The sequence below is a fragment of the Vibrio sp. T11.5 genome (genome assembly GCF_027587155.1).
Lineage (GTDB): Bacteria > Pseudomonadota > Gammaproteobacteria > Enterobacterales > Vibrionaceae > Vibrio > Vibrio neptunius.
Genome location: NZ_JAPPTP010000010.1, coordinates 51,078 through 66,322, shown reverse-complemented (window position 1 = coordinate 66,322; position 15,245 = coordinate 51,078). Strand labels below are relative to the sequence as shown.

General features: G+C 44.7%; 13 protein-coding genes. 7 read left to right on the top strand and 6 right to left on the bottom strand.

The annotated features are described in order from the left end of the window. Position 1: 1 nt before the first annotated feature. Positions 2 to 1,354: an alpha-amylase family protein gene (locus OH455_RS12275; RefSeq protein WP_443088603.1), complete on the bottom strand. Its 1,353-nt coding sequence runs from the start codon at positions 1,352 to 1,354 to the stop codon at positions 2 to 4. Positions 1,355 to 1,562: 208 nt separating this feature from the next. On the opposite strand from OH455_RS12275, the gene OH455_RS12270 reads away from it, so the two are divergent. Further along, positions 1,563 to 2,219: a DsbA family oxidoreductase gene (locus OH455_RS12270; RefSeq protein ID WP_269981594.1), complete on the top strand. Its 657-nt coding sequence runs from the start codon at positions 1,563 to 1,565 to the stop codon at positions 2,217 to 2,219. Positions 2,220 to 2,222: 3 nt separating this feature from the next. On the opposite strand, the gene OH455_RS12265 is transcribed toward OH455_RS12270, so the two are convergent. Beyond that, on the bottom strand, positions 2,223 to 3,125 hold the full coding sequence (locus OH455_RS12265) for a DUF808 domain-containing protein (protein WP_045976450.1): 903 nt from the start codon (positions 3,123 to 3,125) through the stop codon (positions 2,223 to 2,225). A gap of 187 nt (positions 3,126 to 3,312) precedes the next feature. Here OH455_RS12265 and OH455_RS12260 point away from each other — a divergent pair, with 187 nt between their 5' ends. Next, entirely contained in the window at positions 3,313 to 4,227 is a 915-nt protein-coding gene (locus OH455_RS12260; protein ID WP_269981593.1) for a M14 family metallopeptidase, read from the top strand. On the opposite strand, the gene OH455_RS12255 is transcribed toward OH455_RS12260, so the two are convergent. Continuing rightward, positions 4,222 to 5,013, bottom strand: a complete 792-nt coding sequence (locus tag OH455_RS12255) for an AraC family transcriptional regulator (RefSeq protein WP_443088601.1) — start codon at positions 5,011 to 5,013, stop codon at positions 4,222 to 4,224. The two genes, OH455_RS12260 and OH455_RS12255, sit on opposite strands and share 6 nt — an antisense overlap. Positions 5,014 to 5,109: 96 nt before the next feature. Between OH455_RS12255 and OH455_RS12250 the strand changes: the two genes are divergently transcribed. The 3 genes from OH455_RS12250 to OH455_RS12240 all read left to right on the top strand — a co-directional run bounded on the left by OH455_RS12250 (position 5,110) and on the right by OH455_RS12240 (position 7,960). Then, a complete protein-coding gene (locus tag OH455_RS12250) occupies positions 5,110 to 5,997 on the top strand; it encodes a DMT family transporter (protein WP_269981592.1) in 888 nt (295 codons plus the stop codon). 329 nt (positions 5,998 to 6,326) lie between these two features. Then, positions 6,327 to 7,091, top strand: coding sequence for a DeoR/GlpR family transcriptional regulator (locus OH455_RS12245; protein ID WP_206371475.1), 765 nt, complete (start codon positions 6,327 to 6,329; stop codon positions 7,089 to 7,091). Positions 7,092 to 7,237: 146 nt separating this feature from the next. Then, positions 7,238 to 7,960, top strand: coding sequence for a helix-turn-helix transcriptional regulator (locus tag OH455_RS12240; protein ID WP_269981591.1), 723 nt, complete (start codon positions 7,238 to 7,240; stop codon positions 7,958 to 7,960). Between the two features lie 289 nt (positions 7,961 to 8,249). Here OH455_RS12240 and OH455_RS12235 read toward each other — a convergent pair whose 3' ends face one another. Next, complete coding sequence (locus OH455_RS12235; protein WP_269981590.1) at positions 8,250 to 10,067, bottom strand: hybrid-cluster NAD(P)-dependent oxidoreductase; 1,818 nt, start codon at positions 10,065 to 10,067, stop codon at positions 8,250 to 8,252. Positions 10,068 to 10,423: 356 nt separating this feature from the next. Between OH455_RS12235 and pyrC the strand changes: the two genes are divergently transcribed. Continuing rightward, entirely contained in the window at positions 10,424 to 11,452 is a 1,029-nt protein-coding gene (gene pyrC, locus OH455_RS12230; protein ID WP_269981589.1) for a dihydroorotase, read from the top strand. A 52-nt stretch (positions 11,453 to 11,504) separates the two neighbouring features. Here pyrC and OH455_RS12225 read toward each other — a convergent pair whose 3' ends face one another. After that, the gene (locus OH455_RS12225) at positions 11,505 to 12,959 is read right to left on the bottom strand and encodes a PepSY-associated TM helix domain-containing protein (protein WP_269981588.1); all 1,455 of its coding nucleotides are present in this window, start codon (positions 12,957 to 12,959) and stop codon (positions 11,505 to 11,507) included. 129 nt (positions 12,960 to 13,088) lie between these two features. Then, the gene (locus OH455_RS12220) at positions 13,089 to 13,442 is read right to left on the bottom strand and encodes a hypothetical protein (RefSeq protein ID WP_269981587.1); all 354 of its coding nucleotides are present in this window, start codon (positions 13,440 to 13,442) and stop codon (positions 13,089 to 13,091) included. Positions 13,443 to 13,782: 340 nt separating this feature from the next. Here OH455_RS12220 and uhpT point away from each other — a divergent pair, with 340 nt between their 5' ends. After that, positions 13,783 to 15,174 carry a hexose-6-phosphate:phosphate antiporter gene (gene uhpT, locus OH455_RS12215; RefSeq protein ID WP_269981586.1) on the top strand — a complete coding sequence of 464 codons (1,392 nt, stop codon included), beginning with the start codon at positions 13,783 to 13,785 and terminating at the stop codon, positions 15,172 to 15,174. Positions 15,175 to 15,245: the final 71 nt, after the last annotated feature.

The following is a 15,245-nucleotide window of genomic DNA, read 5'->3' as shown; positions in this document are numbered from 1 at the left end:
TTTATTCCGCCACCAGCATCAAACTTTCTTCTCCGGGTACTTTGAGGTTTAGCGTCCCCTTCTGAGCTTGATGTTTCTCACAGGAAAGCAAATCTAACCATTCACCACTTACTGCTATTTGTACTTTCTGCGAACGTTTCGATTTATTAATCACCACTATGCCTTGCTCCCCTCGTGAGAACACTAAAAGATCATCAGATGCCTCGATCAACCGCATCGTTTTACCATGCATCAAGTTATAAAAACGAATTCGGGCAGTCATTCGCTCATCATTCCAAGCGTCTACCCAGCGTGGTTTACCATCAACTCCTTTCAAACCACTGGTATCAAGATCGGTATAAACCAACGGGACACCACCATCTCTGCCCAAGATGTAGCTGTATGCCAGCCATTCTGTTTTGTCTGACATCACTAAATTAGCAAACACATCGTTGTTAGGTATGTCATGTGTAATCGCAAAAGTAATCGCTCGATTCTCAGACAGTGCTTGGCCAAAACAATAAGGGTTAACCAAGCTCTTGAGACTTCCTTTAGCTTCAAATGCATCAAACATAGTCTGGAATAGAGGAAAATCATACGCACCCAAACGTGTTTGAGCCAAAAACGGCTCGAGAAAAATGTCATACTCGGGCTTTGTAGCTCCACCGTCTGTAATAATTTCGCCAAAGATATGAATACCTTCACAGATATCTTCACTCCAAACCTGCTGCAAATGATCTAGTGTCATGTGCTTGGCCGCATCGATTCGAAACCCTTTGACACCCAGTTCTTTTAGCGCCTTAAGATAATGTTGTTGTTGTTCAACGACACGTTGATGCACTCGCAGAGTTGGCAATCCCGGATCCGTTGGGCCACCGGTAATGCGACCATTTTGCACCTGCCACTTGTCTTGCCAATCTTCAATACCGAACGCTTCAACAAAATCATCTTCAATAAATAAAGGTTTGCTCAGATCGCCGAATAGTTTTATCTCTTCGTAGTAGTCAGAATCGCTTTGGTAGGACTCCATAACCTCTTTCGCCGGATATTGTAGATCTAATCGTTGATGAGATTCGTTCGCCATGTGGTTAAACACCATATCCGCATACACATAGATAGAGCGCTGATTCAGGACGTCGACCATGTTTGTAAAGTCTTGTGTGTTGCCTAACTGGTTATCAATTACGCGATAATCTTGTGGCTGATAACGCTGCCACCACTTTGTACCTTGTGCTAGTTTTAGAGACTTCATTGGGGGGGAAACCAGCACAGATTTATAACCCGCCGCAACGATCTCATCAGCGCGTTGAGCCACTAATGCATACGGCCAGTCGAAGGCATGAAGAATGACGTTGGCTGTCTTAAAAGCGGTCATGTCATGTTCCTTAAATTCAATTTTCATGATCATCTGCTCATCCACAGATGAAGAGTTGAAACAATTATAATAACCTAAGACTTTTTTTCTTCCCCCCTAACAAGCGGAATGGGTGTAGTAGTTCTAAGGCGTAGAATTTGAACTATTTATAAATTTCATTATCTTCACTCGCTATAATGAAATATGAAGCAAGAAAAAGGCGTCAATCATGAAGAGTGTCCGCATAGACATAGTGTCAGATCTCGTTTGCCCGTGGTGTATCATAGGATACAAACGACTGGAGCAAGCTTTGATGACGCTATCAGACAGTATTGAGGCTGAAATACATTGGCACCCATTCGAATTAAACCCGGCAATGAAGCCAGAAGGCCAGAACCTGCGTGAACACTTAGCGGACAAATACGGCACGTCACTAGAAGCAAGTATATCGGCTCGTCAAACTATTGCCTCGCTAGGTGAAGAACTCGGTTTTGAATTTAATTTCACCGATGAGATGCGCATCTACAACACACGTAAAGCCCACCAGCTTCTATTGTGGTCACAATCGCAGGATTTGCAGCTGGATCTCGAAATAGCCATGTTCCACGCCTATTTTACCGATGGTAAAGATGTCAGTGACGAGAAGGTTTTACTCGATATAGCGCAGTCATTTGGACTCGATCGAGAAACCTGTCAGGCCGTTCTGGAAGACAGCAGTTGGGAAGAGACGGTCGCCTCCACGGAACAACAGTGGCTAGAAGCTGGGATCAATGCGGTGCCTGCTATCATTATTGACCGCAAGCACCTGATTTCTGGCGCTCAGAGTAGTGATATTTTGGTTGAAGCGCTAAGAGAAATTACTCATCAACAGAGCGATATAGACTAAAAACTAGCTGTGTTGGCGAATCTTACCAATAACCCCCCAAGCCAGCACAATCAGCACGCCAGCGACAACGCCAATTAGACCGTTTAGTATCGATGGAAACAAGGCTTTCGCCAATGTTAGGTTGGGTAGATTTAGTAAAATCGGCTCAATCCAGTGGTGAATAGCTGGAACATTGTGTACCACGATACCACCACCGACTAAAAACATGGCCGCTGTACCTACGACCGCAAGAAACTTCATTAACTTTGGTGCAAACACGATTAAACCTTTGCCAATTGAGGCCCTGATGCCCTGACCTTTTGAAATACGATTGAGGTAAAAACCGAGATCATCCAACTTAACGATGGCAGCCACTAGACCATAAACACCGATTGTCATTAACACCGCAATCAGGCTAACAACGATAATTTGCGTCAACATTGAGTGACCTTGAACGGTACCGAGCGCAATCACAATGATTTCAGCGGATAAGATAAAGTCGGTGCGAATTGCACCAGCCACTTTCCTCTTCTCATAATCCTCGATGGAGCCTGTTGGTTCCTCCTCTTCAGCTTCCGTTTCTTCACCTGAGTGAAACAACTTCTCCACTAGCTTTTCAGCACCTTCAAAACATAAGAACAATCCACCGAGCAACAACAAAGGCATGATCAACCACGGAGCGAGCGAACTCATTAATAATGCCGCAGGCACCAAAATCAACTTGTTGCGAAAAGAGCCTTTAGCAACACTCCATACGATAGGGATTTCACGTTCCGCCGCCACACCGGATACCTGCTGCGCATTAAGCGCTAAATCGTCGCCCAGCACACCAGCGGTTTTCTTTGCTGCTACTTTGGACATCAAAGCGACATCATCCAACACCGTAGCGATGTCATCTAACAGGGTTAATAGACTCGCACCCGCCATTTGTTTTCTCTTTGAAATACGACATGTAACCAAATGTAACACCACCTCAAAAGAACTTAAACAGAATTCTCGTCAGTAATGGGTCAATAACAATCGGCTGGATATTGGTTCAACTTATATTGATTGCTTCCCCAAAATGGGCGTTTTATGCTGTGGCCCACATTCCATAACAAACATAGGCAAAGTGATGCACTGTTCTTACCCTATTGGAACACCCGGTCAAAAGTGGCAAGACGCAGAGCGACTGGCTTGGCGTGAACAAACCACCATCAAACGTGAATACCATCAAGAGGTGGTTCCAAAGATTTTAGCCCTACAAGCAAGGTTCGATATCGAACAATATGGTGCGCTATCCTACGATCCACACCGCTACCCACTTTTTTGCATTAAAAGCAGTAATTGGAACAGCGCAAAACCCGTTGTTCTGATCACAGGAGGCGTTCATGGCTACGAGACCAGCGGCGTTCATGGTGCACTCAAATTTGCTGACACTCAGATGGAAAAATACGCTGAACACTTCAATATCATCGTCGCTCCATGTGTCAGCCCATGGGGTTACGAGACCATCAATCGCTGGAACCCATTAGCGATTGACCCAAACCGCTCTTTCTATGACAACAGCCCTGCAGAAGAATCCGCCAACCTAAGAGCGCTTGTGGCATCAATAGGGCAAGAGGTATCGGTTCACATTGATTTGCATGAAACGACAGACACAGATGAAACCGAATTCAGGCCGGCTCTGGCTGCCCGTGATGGCATTGAATATATCGAAGGTATGATTCCTGATGGCTTCTACACCGTGGGTGATACGGAAAACCCTCAACCTGAGTTTCAGGCCGCGGTGATTGAGTCAGTTAGAAAAGTCACTCACATTGCTCCCGCAGATGAAAAAGGCGAAATCATCGGCTCGGCCGTGGTACAGCATGGCGTCATCAACTACCCGATGGTGAAGCTTGGCCTGTGTGGTGGTGTAACCAACTGCACTTACGGCACCACGACCGAAGTCTACCCTGATAGTCCTAAAGTAACCGATGAAGAGTGCAACGATGCTCAGGTTGCAGCGATCGTAGGCGGTTTGGATTTCGTCATCAAAACGCTATAACAACTTACTTTTGTACTGCTCCGGGGTGTGCCCGGAGTATTTCTTAAACATTGCGATAAATGGACTGGCTTGATTGTAGCCTAACGTCAAAGCGACTTCTTTGACTGAATGCCCCTTTCTCAGCAAGTCCATTGAGTATAAATAGCGTACTCTCAGCCTCCACTCGGTAAAACTCATCCCTAGCTCAGACTGACAATGTCTCGCCAGAGTACGTTCGGTGGTATGCACTTTCTCGGCCCACTCAGACAGACTGGTGTTATCGATCGGGTTTTCTTCTACTTCCGCCAATATTCTTGCTAGGTACTTATTGTCCGAAGATGGCAGAAAGTGATGCTGAGTATCTCGAGTCGCCAATTGATCTAACAAAACCTGTACTAAGCGTCTATCTGGCTCTGTCTGTGCAACGTTAATCCCTCTCTGACGAAAATCATCGATGATTGAGGAAACGATAGGTGTAATTTTGATCAAACTGGTACAGTCGGGAAAGTTCGTGGTCAGATCTTGTTCAACGTTCAACGAACAATATGATAGCGGTTTACGATTGTAGCTGGTGTGCATAACCCCAGCTGGCACCCAGATAGCGAGATGCGGCGGCGCAAGAAATCGAGTACCTTCCGCCTCCATTTCCAAAATACCACCACTAATGAGCTGAACTTGGCCCCACGGATGACTATGCATTCTCGTTTCCGTGTTCGACAGGAACGCTTCAAAATTCATAAACACATCTGATGGTGCCTTATCAATTGATAAGGAAGGGTGAAGGTGTCTGACTGGTTTTCTCAACATTGTCTTCCTGTCGCGCTCGATGTCTTTTAAGAGATATCTACAATCATACAGACCTGTCAAACTCACTACCACTGTTCACTTTGAGATTGAGATCACATGGTCTACTTACTTCCAATTTTTACTGTCTTTATCTGGGGAGGCAATGCCATCATCAATAAAATGGCCGCTTCAGTAATTGAACCCAGTGCGATGAGCTTCTTTCGCTGGTTTTTTGCCATGTTGGTACTCACCCCTTTCTGCTTACCTCAAGTCATCAAACAGTGGACTGTAATCAAGCCTCACTTGAACAAACTTGCCTTCCTCGCTTTACTTGGCATGGTATTAAATCAATCTCTGGGGTACTACGCGGGCGTAACCACCACAGCTTCCAACATGGCATTAATCACCTCACTGGTCCCACTCTTTAGCGTATTTATGAGCCTACCGCTGCTTGGCAAAAGTATCTCTCCGCTCAGTATTATCGGTGGCATTATCTCTCTTGCTGGTCTCTCTTTCATGCTAGGACAAGGAGATATGGTTTTCTTCCTCCACCAAAGTGTCACTGAGGGCGACGCCCTGATGGTGGTAGCCGCCATTTGCTACGCCTCCTATTGCGTTCTAATAAAGCGCTGGAGAATGCCATTGTCTAACTGGGTTCTCATCTACATACAAGGGGTATTTGCTGTACTTATGCTTGTGCCACTTTGGCTGTCGAGCGAGCATTTAGCCCCCACTTCGGATTCCATTCCTCTGATTGCTTATGCGTCTATCGCAGCATCTATTCTTGCTCCTTGGATGTGGGTTAAAGCAATTAATGCTATAGGAGCAGATTCAAGTGCAATGTTTATGAACTTACTCCCTGTGGTTACAGTGACACTTGCAGCAACTTTACTGGAAGAAAATATTGCGAGCTATCATGTTATGGGCGGAATTATGGTGATTTCAGGTGTCATACTTTCACAAATAAAACGAGAGCAGAGCTTAAAAAATGCTAAACAAATGTAGTCTACTGGTCTCAAGGGACTAGAGGCTGATATCAACCAATATCAATATAATACTGAACGGTTTTGTAAAGGCCTATCCTGAACCAAAGTTACGTTGCCGCAAGCTGATGAAATAGATCGAGGCTTTCCATTTGTCGCTTCGAGTCGATAAAACTCAGTACATTACTGAAAATAGGGTTCAAAACCACGCGCCAGACGCGCCAGTATATGTTCGTTGATGTGAACATTTTCTTAAAACGAACGTAAATCAGACAGTTTCGCTCACAAATTATTGCTTTGCCGTCTGCAAACCGTAGAATTACTCTATTCCAACAGACAAGGACATTGTTAGTGAAAGCCATTAAGCGGCACCAGGAAATCATCGAGCTGGTGCAAACTCAGGGTTTTGTTAGTACAGATGAATTAGTCGAACGCTTTGACGTAAGTCCACAGACCATCCGACGTGATCTCAATGAGCTCGCTGATGAAAACAAGATTCGCAGAAATCATGGCGGAGCCACCATTGCATCCAGCTCAGAAAACTCGTCTTATCAAACTCGACAAATTTCCTATCAAAAGGAAAAAGGCCAAATTGCTTTAGAGCTAGTGAAACATATTCCTGACGGTGCAACTTTGTTTATTGATATTGGGACCACCCCAGAAGCGGTTGCACGAGCCCTGCTCGGAAAACACCAGAATCTGCGTATCGTAACCAACAACATCAACGTCGCAACAATTCTAATGTCTAAACCTGACTTTAAAGTCATTCTTGCTGGTGGTGAAGTCCGCGGCAAAGACGGGGGGGTAACTGGTGAAGCAACACTAGACTTTATTTCTCAGTTCCGCCTTGATTTTGGTATTCTCGGCATTTCAGGCATTGACTATGACGGCTCATTACTCGACTTCGACTATCATGAGGTTCGCGTCAAAAGAGCAATAATTGAGAACAGTCGTTCAGTTCTTCTCGGTGTGGACAATAGTAAATTTGGTCGCAATGCCATGGTCAAGCTTGGCACTATCGCCGACGTAGATCTCATCATCACAGATAGAAGACCCCCGAAAGAAATCGAGTCATACGCAAAAGATAATGACACCGTCCTTCAGGTTGTAAAATGATACAAGGCGCTAAATGCGCCTTTTATTATATTTTCGCTGCTTTAATGTTCAAAAATGCCACACTCTCACTTCGAACGTAATAAAAACATTACATAACCAGAATGTAATTTGTTATAAGTAGAAAAAAGCGACGTTATTGGCAATAAATGAAAGAAATTCTACGTCTGATCGATGACTATCAAACCATTGATTCTATTGACTCAATGCAAGAGTTGCTGGCGCGGTTGAACACGATTGTTAACAGTGAGTACTTTGTGCTGGGTGTGTCCTTTGAACCGCATATCAAAAATGGTCGATTTATTGTCGTAGACAACTTTCCCAATCCATGTCGAGAAGACGCCTTCAGTCTAGGGCTAATGTATGTTGACGTAATCAGTAAATTTGGTGCTTCAAATTCTATGCCCAGCGTTTGGCAATCTGCTAAGCAAATTGATACTCATTGTGAAGAATTCTACTCGTTATCACATGTCAACAAAATAGAACAAGGTATCAGCATTCCCATTCACGGATTGAATGGCGAAGTCGGCATGCTCAGCTTCGCTACTTCCGACGTCATAAGCTACCCGACCAACACTGATGTGTTGCTGTTCACTCAATTGATTGTTCCTCTAATTGTTCAGAATCTATGTCATCTAGCTAAAGCTTCTCAAGCCGAAAGCACCAAGACGATACTCACCAATCGGGAAATAGAGTGTCTGACTTGGGCAGCCGATGGAAAAAGTGCATTAGAAATAGCGGGGATTGTTAACTGTACTGAGAGAACCGTAAAGTTCCACCTCAGCAACGCTTGCAAAAAGCTCGGTGCGACCAATCGCTGCCAAGCGGTAACGCGAGCTTTGCTTGGTGGGCATATTAAACCGTACCAGTAAGGGAAAGTAGCCAATCCCACTTTAGTAACAAATAATCAAAGTTAGTTTGATTAGTTATTAGTATATTTTTTGCTTTAATATACTATTTCTTATCAAATTTAATACAAAACCTGTCCGATCGTACAGTTACGTCATCCTATTGTTTTTAATATCATTATTTCACTGAGTTACGACACGTCAGTTGGCTCAGACTGATGAATACACCCTAAATATAAATTAAACAAAGTATTCACACTAAAAAAAGCCTCGGACCATTGGTTCGGGGCTTTTTACCAATAAGCTTCAAAAGTTAACTCACCACATCAATATCTGTTTCAGGAATACAGCAGCAAGCAAGAGCAACGCCCATATTTATTTCGTGATCTTGCAATCCGGGCACATCCGGTTGGTGGACTTTTCCCGATTCAATCGTCACTCTACATGCACCACACAAACCAGCACGACAGCTATGTGCAATTGGAATACCTGCATCCTCCGCCTGTTCCAGTAAAGGCTGCTGGTTATTGCCGACAAAAGGCTGACCGTTAACACTAATCTGAACCTGTTTAAAAGGTTGTGTAGTGGTTCGTGAAACACTAAACGCTTCTTGATGGTAATACTCTTCTGGCAGCCCTTTTTTCAACAGAAGGTTTTTGGCTTTCTGCATAAAACCATCAGGACCACATACAAACACCTGACGCTGTTCAAGGTTTTCAATCTGCTTTAAGTGAGCGGTCGTTAAGCGACCTTTTAAACCAAACCAGTCAAGAGGAGGCTGAGACAGCGAAATCAACACTCTCAAACTAGGGTGTTTACGTTTATAGCGATCCAACTCTTCTTTACATGGGATATCTTCAACACTACGGCATTGATGATAAAAGATGACATCATCCGCTTGGTCATGATCAGATAAGTATCTCAGCATGGACAACATTGGCGTCACACCGCTTCCCGCAGATAAAAGTAAAATAGGTTGATCGTGTTTATTTCCAAGATGGAAACTGCCATCGGGGTTTTCACAAGCTAACGTATCACCGACTTTCAGGTTGTCGTTAAGCCAATTAGATACTTGCCCACCGTCAATACGCTTGACAGAAATGGCTAACCGGCTAGGCCTTGAAGGACTGGAAGAAAGCGTATAACGACGTGCAAATTTTTCACCATCAATATCAACTGAAATCGGTAAATGCTGGCCGGGTTGATACGCTGGAGCAGTACCATATTCTGGTTCTAACCAAAATGTGACAAAGTCACGAGCAATTTCCTCGCGTTCTACGCATGTCATCGTCAATTGTTGCGGAGTGTTGTCTGGATAGAATTCTTTCTCTTTGTATTCGAGAATTTCAACAACATCTCCCTGACGAACCATACCTTCGTTCTTAGCGACTAGGTTTTGACCGAAGAAAACACCACCTCGCTCGTTGGCGCGAAACTGAGATAATGTATTAAGTGGCTCTTTACTGGCTCTAAATTCACCTTTATCGACGTCAACCGTTGTCAGGATGCAGCGTTCACAAGCTTTGACCGCTTCAAACTCTACCTCACCGATACGAATTCGTTTCCAGCTGTCTTCCTCAAATACTTGATTTGTAGATACGATTAAGTTTGCACGAAACTGGTCCATAGAGTGACGTTCAGGACTTCGACGGTTGAGTTCATCTAAAGATCCCTGACCAATTACCAGCATTGGGTAACCGTCGGCAAAGCTTACGTTGTGCCCAACTTTTTCTCGCACTCGGTTTGATTGCTCGCCTGAAAACAACAACTCGACTCTCTGTTGTAATACTTCACTAAACCAATCGTCCGCCTCGTCCGTTGTAGTATAAGCAGTGAAGTTATCTTTCCATACCTGAGCAGGAGCTTCCTGCATTTTGAAATCTGAGTACCTTAGGCGAAGTGGCGATTTGCCATCCGCGACAAAAATTAAGCCATCTGGCGTTATGCTAGATTGGACTTTAACCATCTGTGGATACTTGCGAGCTGTCACCATGGAGCCATCGGACAAAGCAAGCATGAAACGGCGGTCAAACATCAGGCCTTGCTTCTCTACCCACGAAGAGGATTGTGTAATCCCACCTAATGATTTCACTGGATACACGTTTATCTGAGAAAGAGTTGGAGCTGGCATTGCGATTCCTGAACTTCGTTGTTTACTGAGATTATACCCGACTCTTTAGCGAGATGTTTCATGAAGATACCCATTGAGAGCAGAAAATTTACTGCTTGATATCATTCAATCTGCGATTATCTCAAGTATGGTAATTGCAACATTGTTGTTTTGTATATCGAAATGTAAGCCCGCACTGTTTCTGAATTCACGACTTACCCTTTTCTTCCTCAATAAGGCGTATGAGATAAAAAACAGATGCATTAACCAGCGCTTTGCTCTATCATCCTGTCGCCTAAGCGTAAGCGTTTGCCTTCACAGTTTTTCGTTGATGCTTAGGCTCCAATCAGACAACTCAAATTATGGTGGGAGCAATAATGACAACACTTACGATCACTCGTCCCGACGACTGGCACGTTCACTTACGCGATGGTGATGTTCTAACAGATACCGTCCGCGACATTAGCCGCTACAATGGTCGAGCGCTAATCATGCCAAACACAGTCCCACCAGTTACCGACACTGAAATGGCACTCGCTTATCGTGAGCGCATCATGGCAGAAAAGCCAAGCGAACAATTTGAGCCCTTGATGGCACTGTATCTGACAGATAACACATCACCCGATGAAATTCGCAAGGCCAAAGCATCAGGTAAAGTGGTTGCGGCGAAGCTCTATCCTGCAGGTGCAACAACCAACTCAGATTCAGGTGTGACGTCTGCTTCAAACATCTATCATGTGCTTGAAGCAATGCAAGAAGTTGGCATGCTGCTTCTGGTCCATGGGGAAGTCACTACCCATGATGTCGATATTTTTGACCGTGAGAAAGAGTTTCTCGATACCGTTTTGGCTCCCATCGTCAACGACTTCCCGGAATTGAAGATCGTCCTTGAACACATCACAACAGCGGATGCGGCAGCTTTCGTCAAAAACGCCAATGATAATGTTGCAGCCACCATCACGGCTCACCACCTTATGTATAACCGCAACCACATGTTGGTCGGTGGAATAAAACCTCACTTCTACTGTCTACCGATTCTTAAGCGCAACACCCACCAAAAAGCACTGATTGAAGCAGCAACCAGCGGTAACAAAAAGTTTTTTCTAGGTACAGATTCCGCTCCCCATGCTAAGGGTATGAAGGAAGCAGCATGTGGTTGTGCAGGTTCATACACCGCTCACGCCGCGCTAGAGCTTTATGCAGAAGTTTTTGAACTCGAGGGTAAGCTAGATAATCTTGAAGCATTTGCGAGCCACAATGGCCCTGACTTCTATGGCCTACCACGTAACTCAGATACCGTGACGCTCACTAAAGAAGAGTGGGCAGTGGCGGAGTCGATGCCCTTTGGTCAGGATATTGTCGTACCCATTCGTGCAGGTGAGACCATCGACTGGTCAGTAAAATAGCATAATCATACGTGAATGAGGCCACCAATAGGTGGCCTTTTTTGTTGCTGTACTAGTCTGCTGACGTTTCCATTTTCTGACGGAAAACAAACCAATCAATCACACCAAAGAGAACAATAGTCACCGCTGCTAGCGGGAAAAAGATGGCAACCATAGCGAGTGTAACCGCCCCTACCTTCCAGATACCATCACTTTCAAAGCGAGGCGGTATACCGACTCGAGTCTTGCCTGACGGCCTTCTGACCCACCACATCACAATACCAGTGATGGAAATAGCGATGAACGACACACAAAACACAACATTGAGTATCTTGTTAACCACACTGACATCCCCTTGGTGCAAAGACACGCCTGCGGCCATAAATTTAGCGAACAGACTGTAGTCTTCCCATGTCACATCCACTAACACTTCACCTGTGTACTGGTCTATATGAGTGGTTTTGTCTTTTCTCGGATCGCTAATGTCACCCGCCATAGAATTCGCTGCTAGCGTATAAACACCCGTTTCAGACTGAGGTAAAAAGAGCTTAAACTGATTAAAACCAAGGTGTTGTGCTTGCTCAACTATTGAATCTATACCAATGCTCTGACGGGCATCATACAAGTTAGGTTCATGATACGTGTGACCATCACTTCCATGTACATGCCCCGTAGATTCAGGTAACGGAGCCTGTTCTAGGCTCCATGGCATTTCTTTCTCACTACCATGGTTGAGATCAGCGTGGGTCAGTTGCGACTCAGGCTTATCACCCCAAGTGTAGTAAGTGGGAAACGTATTCCATGCCTGAACCAGCTTGCTGCCCCAAACACCAGCCCAAGCCAAACCTGAAATGATAAAAAACAGCAACACAACGGACAACATACCACCCAAGTTAGCATGCAAGTCCCGCATCAAAATACGTATACCCGATGTAAGCCGCAGTCTCAGAAATCCGGCTCTGCTTGCATTGTCTCTCGGTAACCACAAATAAATGCCCGTCACCAAAAGTAAGATACTCAAGCTAGCAGAGATTTCGATTAAGTAATCCCCCCATTGACCAATGAGTAAAGTTCCGTGGATTTCGTTCGCAAGCTGATACCAACTGTCACTGCGATCTATTTCACCTAATACCTGACCACTATAGGGATTCACAGTGACAAACACCGAAACTCCATCTTCGAGACGCACACTGAACTTGTTAACCAAGTTCGCCTTAGCGGCAGGAATATACTGGGTCACCTGCCCAGAAGGGTAACTGGCTTGGACGTTCTCTAGTTGATGCGAGACCGGAACTTTTGAAGTTTCCGGCATGACGATCATTTGATCTCGGTATCGGGCTTGTTCGATGTCATCATCAAACAACATTACAAGTCCTGTCAGGCTGAGCATCAACATAAAAGGGATAACATAAAGACCAGCATAGAAGTGCCAGCGCCATGTTATGAAATAGCGTGATTTGATTCGAGTTTTGTCTGAAGATAGACGTGAAGATTCCTTAGGCGAAGTCTGAGTTTGACTACCCAACATTACAATTTCCTTTTTATTGCGCGCAGCAGAACCCTTCGGATTCAATCCGAATTGAACATTCAATGGTGTTTGCTGAACGTAGACTTTACAGTGAGGCACTATGCCTTATTTAATAATTTTATTTTTACATCAAACAATAGACAAAGGCGGCGCACGCGGGAGTGCGAGCTGATAGCGAACGCTTAGAGCCAAAAAAGCATAGGCTTCATCACTCACATACGACTGTCGTGTAAAGTAAAGTGGTGTTGGAAGTGAATCCTGGTGGAAAGAAGAAAAGTGACTGAATGGACAAGGCTTACCGTGCTGAGTTTCCGGCTTACCTTCTTCGACCTGAACCAGTTCGAAACCATTGATGGTACATAAGGTAGCCCAAACTCCGGCGTTGGAGCCGTGCGCATTTATGACCGGCATCAGAGAAACGAGCAGCCAACTCAGGGCACTCGCCAATAACATCATCCGGTTAAAATTCGTTGCGCGTAACATGATCACTCTCGATTTATTAGCTGTCACTATATAACGTGAAGTTAACAAACTCAGCCATTTACGCCGCAAAATATAAGCTTAGTCATAACTTTTCGATAAAAGGAACAATAACTAACCGAAACGCATTCAGCAAATCATGTGACGTTATTCACGAAACACTCACTAGCTAGTTCGATCTAGGAAATATTCCTAACTCACCTAAGAGCATCTCTCAAGCCACAACGTATCACGGTGAATACACTTAGCGCCATCGATTTAACTCTGATTGTCCATCAGCTAAGTCAACCAAATTTATTATTTGCTTCGCCCAAAGGGCTAAGCTGGGCTCTAAGGATTCACTATGTTGAAATTTCTAGAACAAGTGCGTAAACCGACATTGGACTTGCCAGTCGAAGTACGCCGCAAAATGTGGTTTAAACCCTTCTTGCAATCTTACCTTGTCGTATTCATTGGCTACATGACCATGTACCTGATCCGCAAGAACTTTAATATTGCACAGAACGATATGATCTCCACTTATGGCCTGTCAATGACAGAGCTTGGCTTGATCGGTCTTGGCTTCTCGATTACTTATGGCATAGGCAAGACTGTGGTGTCTTATTATGCTGATGGCAAAAACACCAAACAGTTTCTGCCTTTCATGCTCATCCTCTCTGGCTTGGCTATGCTGGGTTTCAGTATGAGCATGGGTGGTGGTAGTATCAGCCTTTTCCTAATGGTCGCATTCTATGCTTTGAGTGGTTTCTTCCAGAGTACCGGTGGCCCTTCTAGCTATTCCACTATCACCAAGTGGACACCTCGCAACAAACGCGGTTCATACCTTGGCCTGTGGAACATGTCTCACAACGTTGGCGGTGCGGGCGCTGCAGGTGTTGCTCTATTCGGGGCGAATTACCTATTCGATGGTCACGTGATCGGCATGTTCATCTTCCCATCTATCATCGCGCTGATTGTTGGTTTTATCGGTATGCGCTTTGGTAACGATTCTCCAGAAGCCTATGGTTTGGGTAAAGTAGAAGAGTTGTTCGATGAGGTTGTCAGCGAAGAGGACAACGCCGCAGAAGAGCAGCAAATGTCGAAGCGAGAAATCTTTGTTGAATATGTCCTGAAAAACAAAGTGATCTGGCTGCTGTGTTTCGCCAACATTTTCCTTTATATCGTGCGCATTGGTATCGACCAATGGTCAACGGTTTATGCATACCAAGAGCTTGGTCTATCGAAAGAAACAGCAATTTCTGGTTTCACCCTATTCGAAGTAGGCGCCCTAGTTGGTACATTAATGTGGGGTTACTTGTCAGACTTAGCTAACGGTCGCCGTGCCCTGGTTGCTTGTGTATCACTAGGTTTGATTATCGTATCACTTGAGTTCTACCAACACGCCACCAGTGAGTTCATGTACCTCGCTTCACTATTTGTATTAGGCTTTCTCGTTTTTGGTCCTCAATTACTGATAGGTGTAGCAGCTGTTGGCTTTGTACCGAAGAAAGCAATCAGTGTCGCTGACGGCGTTAAAGGGACGTTTGCGTATCTTATCGGCGATAGTTTCGCGAAACTTGGACTGGGTATGATTGCAGATGGTACACCTATTTTTGGTCTGACAGGTTGGCAAGGTACTTTTGCTGCTCTGGATACTTCTGCAGCTATCTGTATCGGCTTACTTGCTTTCGTAGCGATAGCTGAAGAGAAGAAAATTCGTAAAGCTAAAAAGCAGCTCGCTCAAGTCAACGCTTAATACCCCCCTTAGCGCTATCTAATACTCTCTGCTTTGCCTGATTCAGAGAGATATAGATAGCGCTTTTTTAG

Bases quoted from the DNA above. Each gene is read 5' to 3' on its own strand.
- OH455_RS12275 (WP_443088603.1), bottom strand. From the start codon at position 1,354: ATGACCGCTTTTAAGACAGCCAACGTCATTCTTCATGCCTTCGACTGG.
- OH455_RS12270 (WP_269981594.1), top strand. From the start codon at position 1,563: ATGAAGAGTGTCCGCATAGACATAGTGTCAGATCTCGTTTGCCCGTGG.
- OH455_RS12265 (WP_045976450.1), bottom strand. From the start codon at position 3,125: ATGGCGGGTGCGAGTCTATTAACCCTGTTAGATGACATCGCTACGGTG.
- OH455_RS12260 (WP_269981593.1), top strand. From the start codon at position 3,313: ATGCACTGTTCTTACCCTATTGGAACACCCGGTCAAAAGTGGCAAGAC.
- OH455_RS12255 (WP_443088601.1), bottom strand. From the start codon at position 5,013: ATGTTGAGAAAACCAGTCAGACACCTTCACCCTTCCTTATCAATTGAT.
- OH455_RS12250 (WP_269981592.1), top strand. From the start codon at position 5,110: ATGGTCTACTTACTTCCAATTTTTACTGTCTTTATCTGGGGAGGCAAT.
- OH455_RS12240 (WP_269981591.1), top strand. From the start codon at position 7,238: ATGAAAGAAATTCTACGTCTGATCGATGACTATCAAACCATTGATTCT.
- OH455_RS12235 (WP_269981590.1), bottom strand. From the start codon at position 10,067: ATGCCAGCTCCAACTCTTTCTCAGATAAACGTGTATCCAGTGAAATCA.
- pyrC (WP_269981589.1), top strand. From the start codon at position 10,424: ATGACAACACTTACGATCACTCGTCCCGACGACTGGCACGTTCACTTA.
- OH455_RS12225 (WP_269981588.1), bottom strand. From the start codon at position 12,959: ATGTTGGGTAGTCAAACTCAGACTTCGCCTAAGGAATCTTCACGTCTA.
- OH455_RS12220 (WP_269981587.1), bottom strand. From the start codon at position 13,442: ATGTTACGCGCAACGAATTTTAACCGGATGATGTTATTGGCGAGTGCC.
- uhpT (WP_269981586.1), top strand. From the start codon at position 13,783: ATGTTGAAATTTCTAGAACAAGTGCGTAAACCGACATTGGACTTGCCA.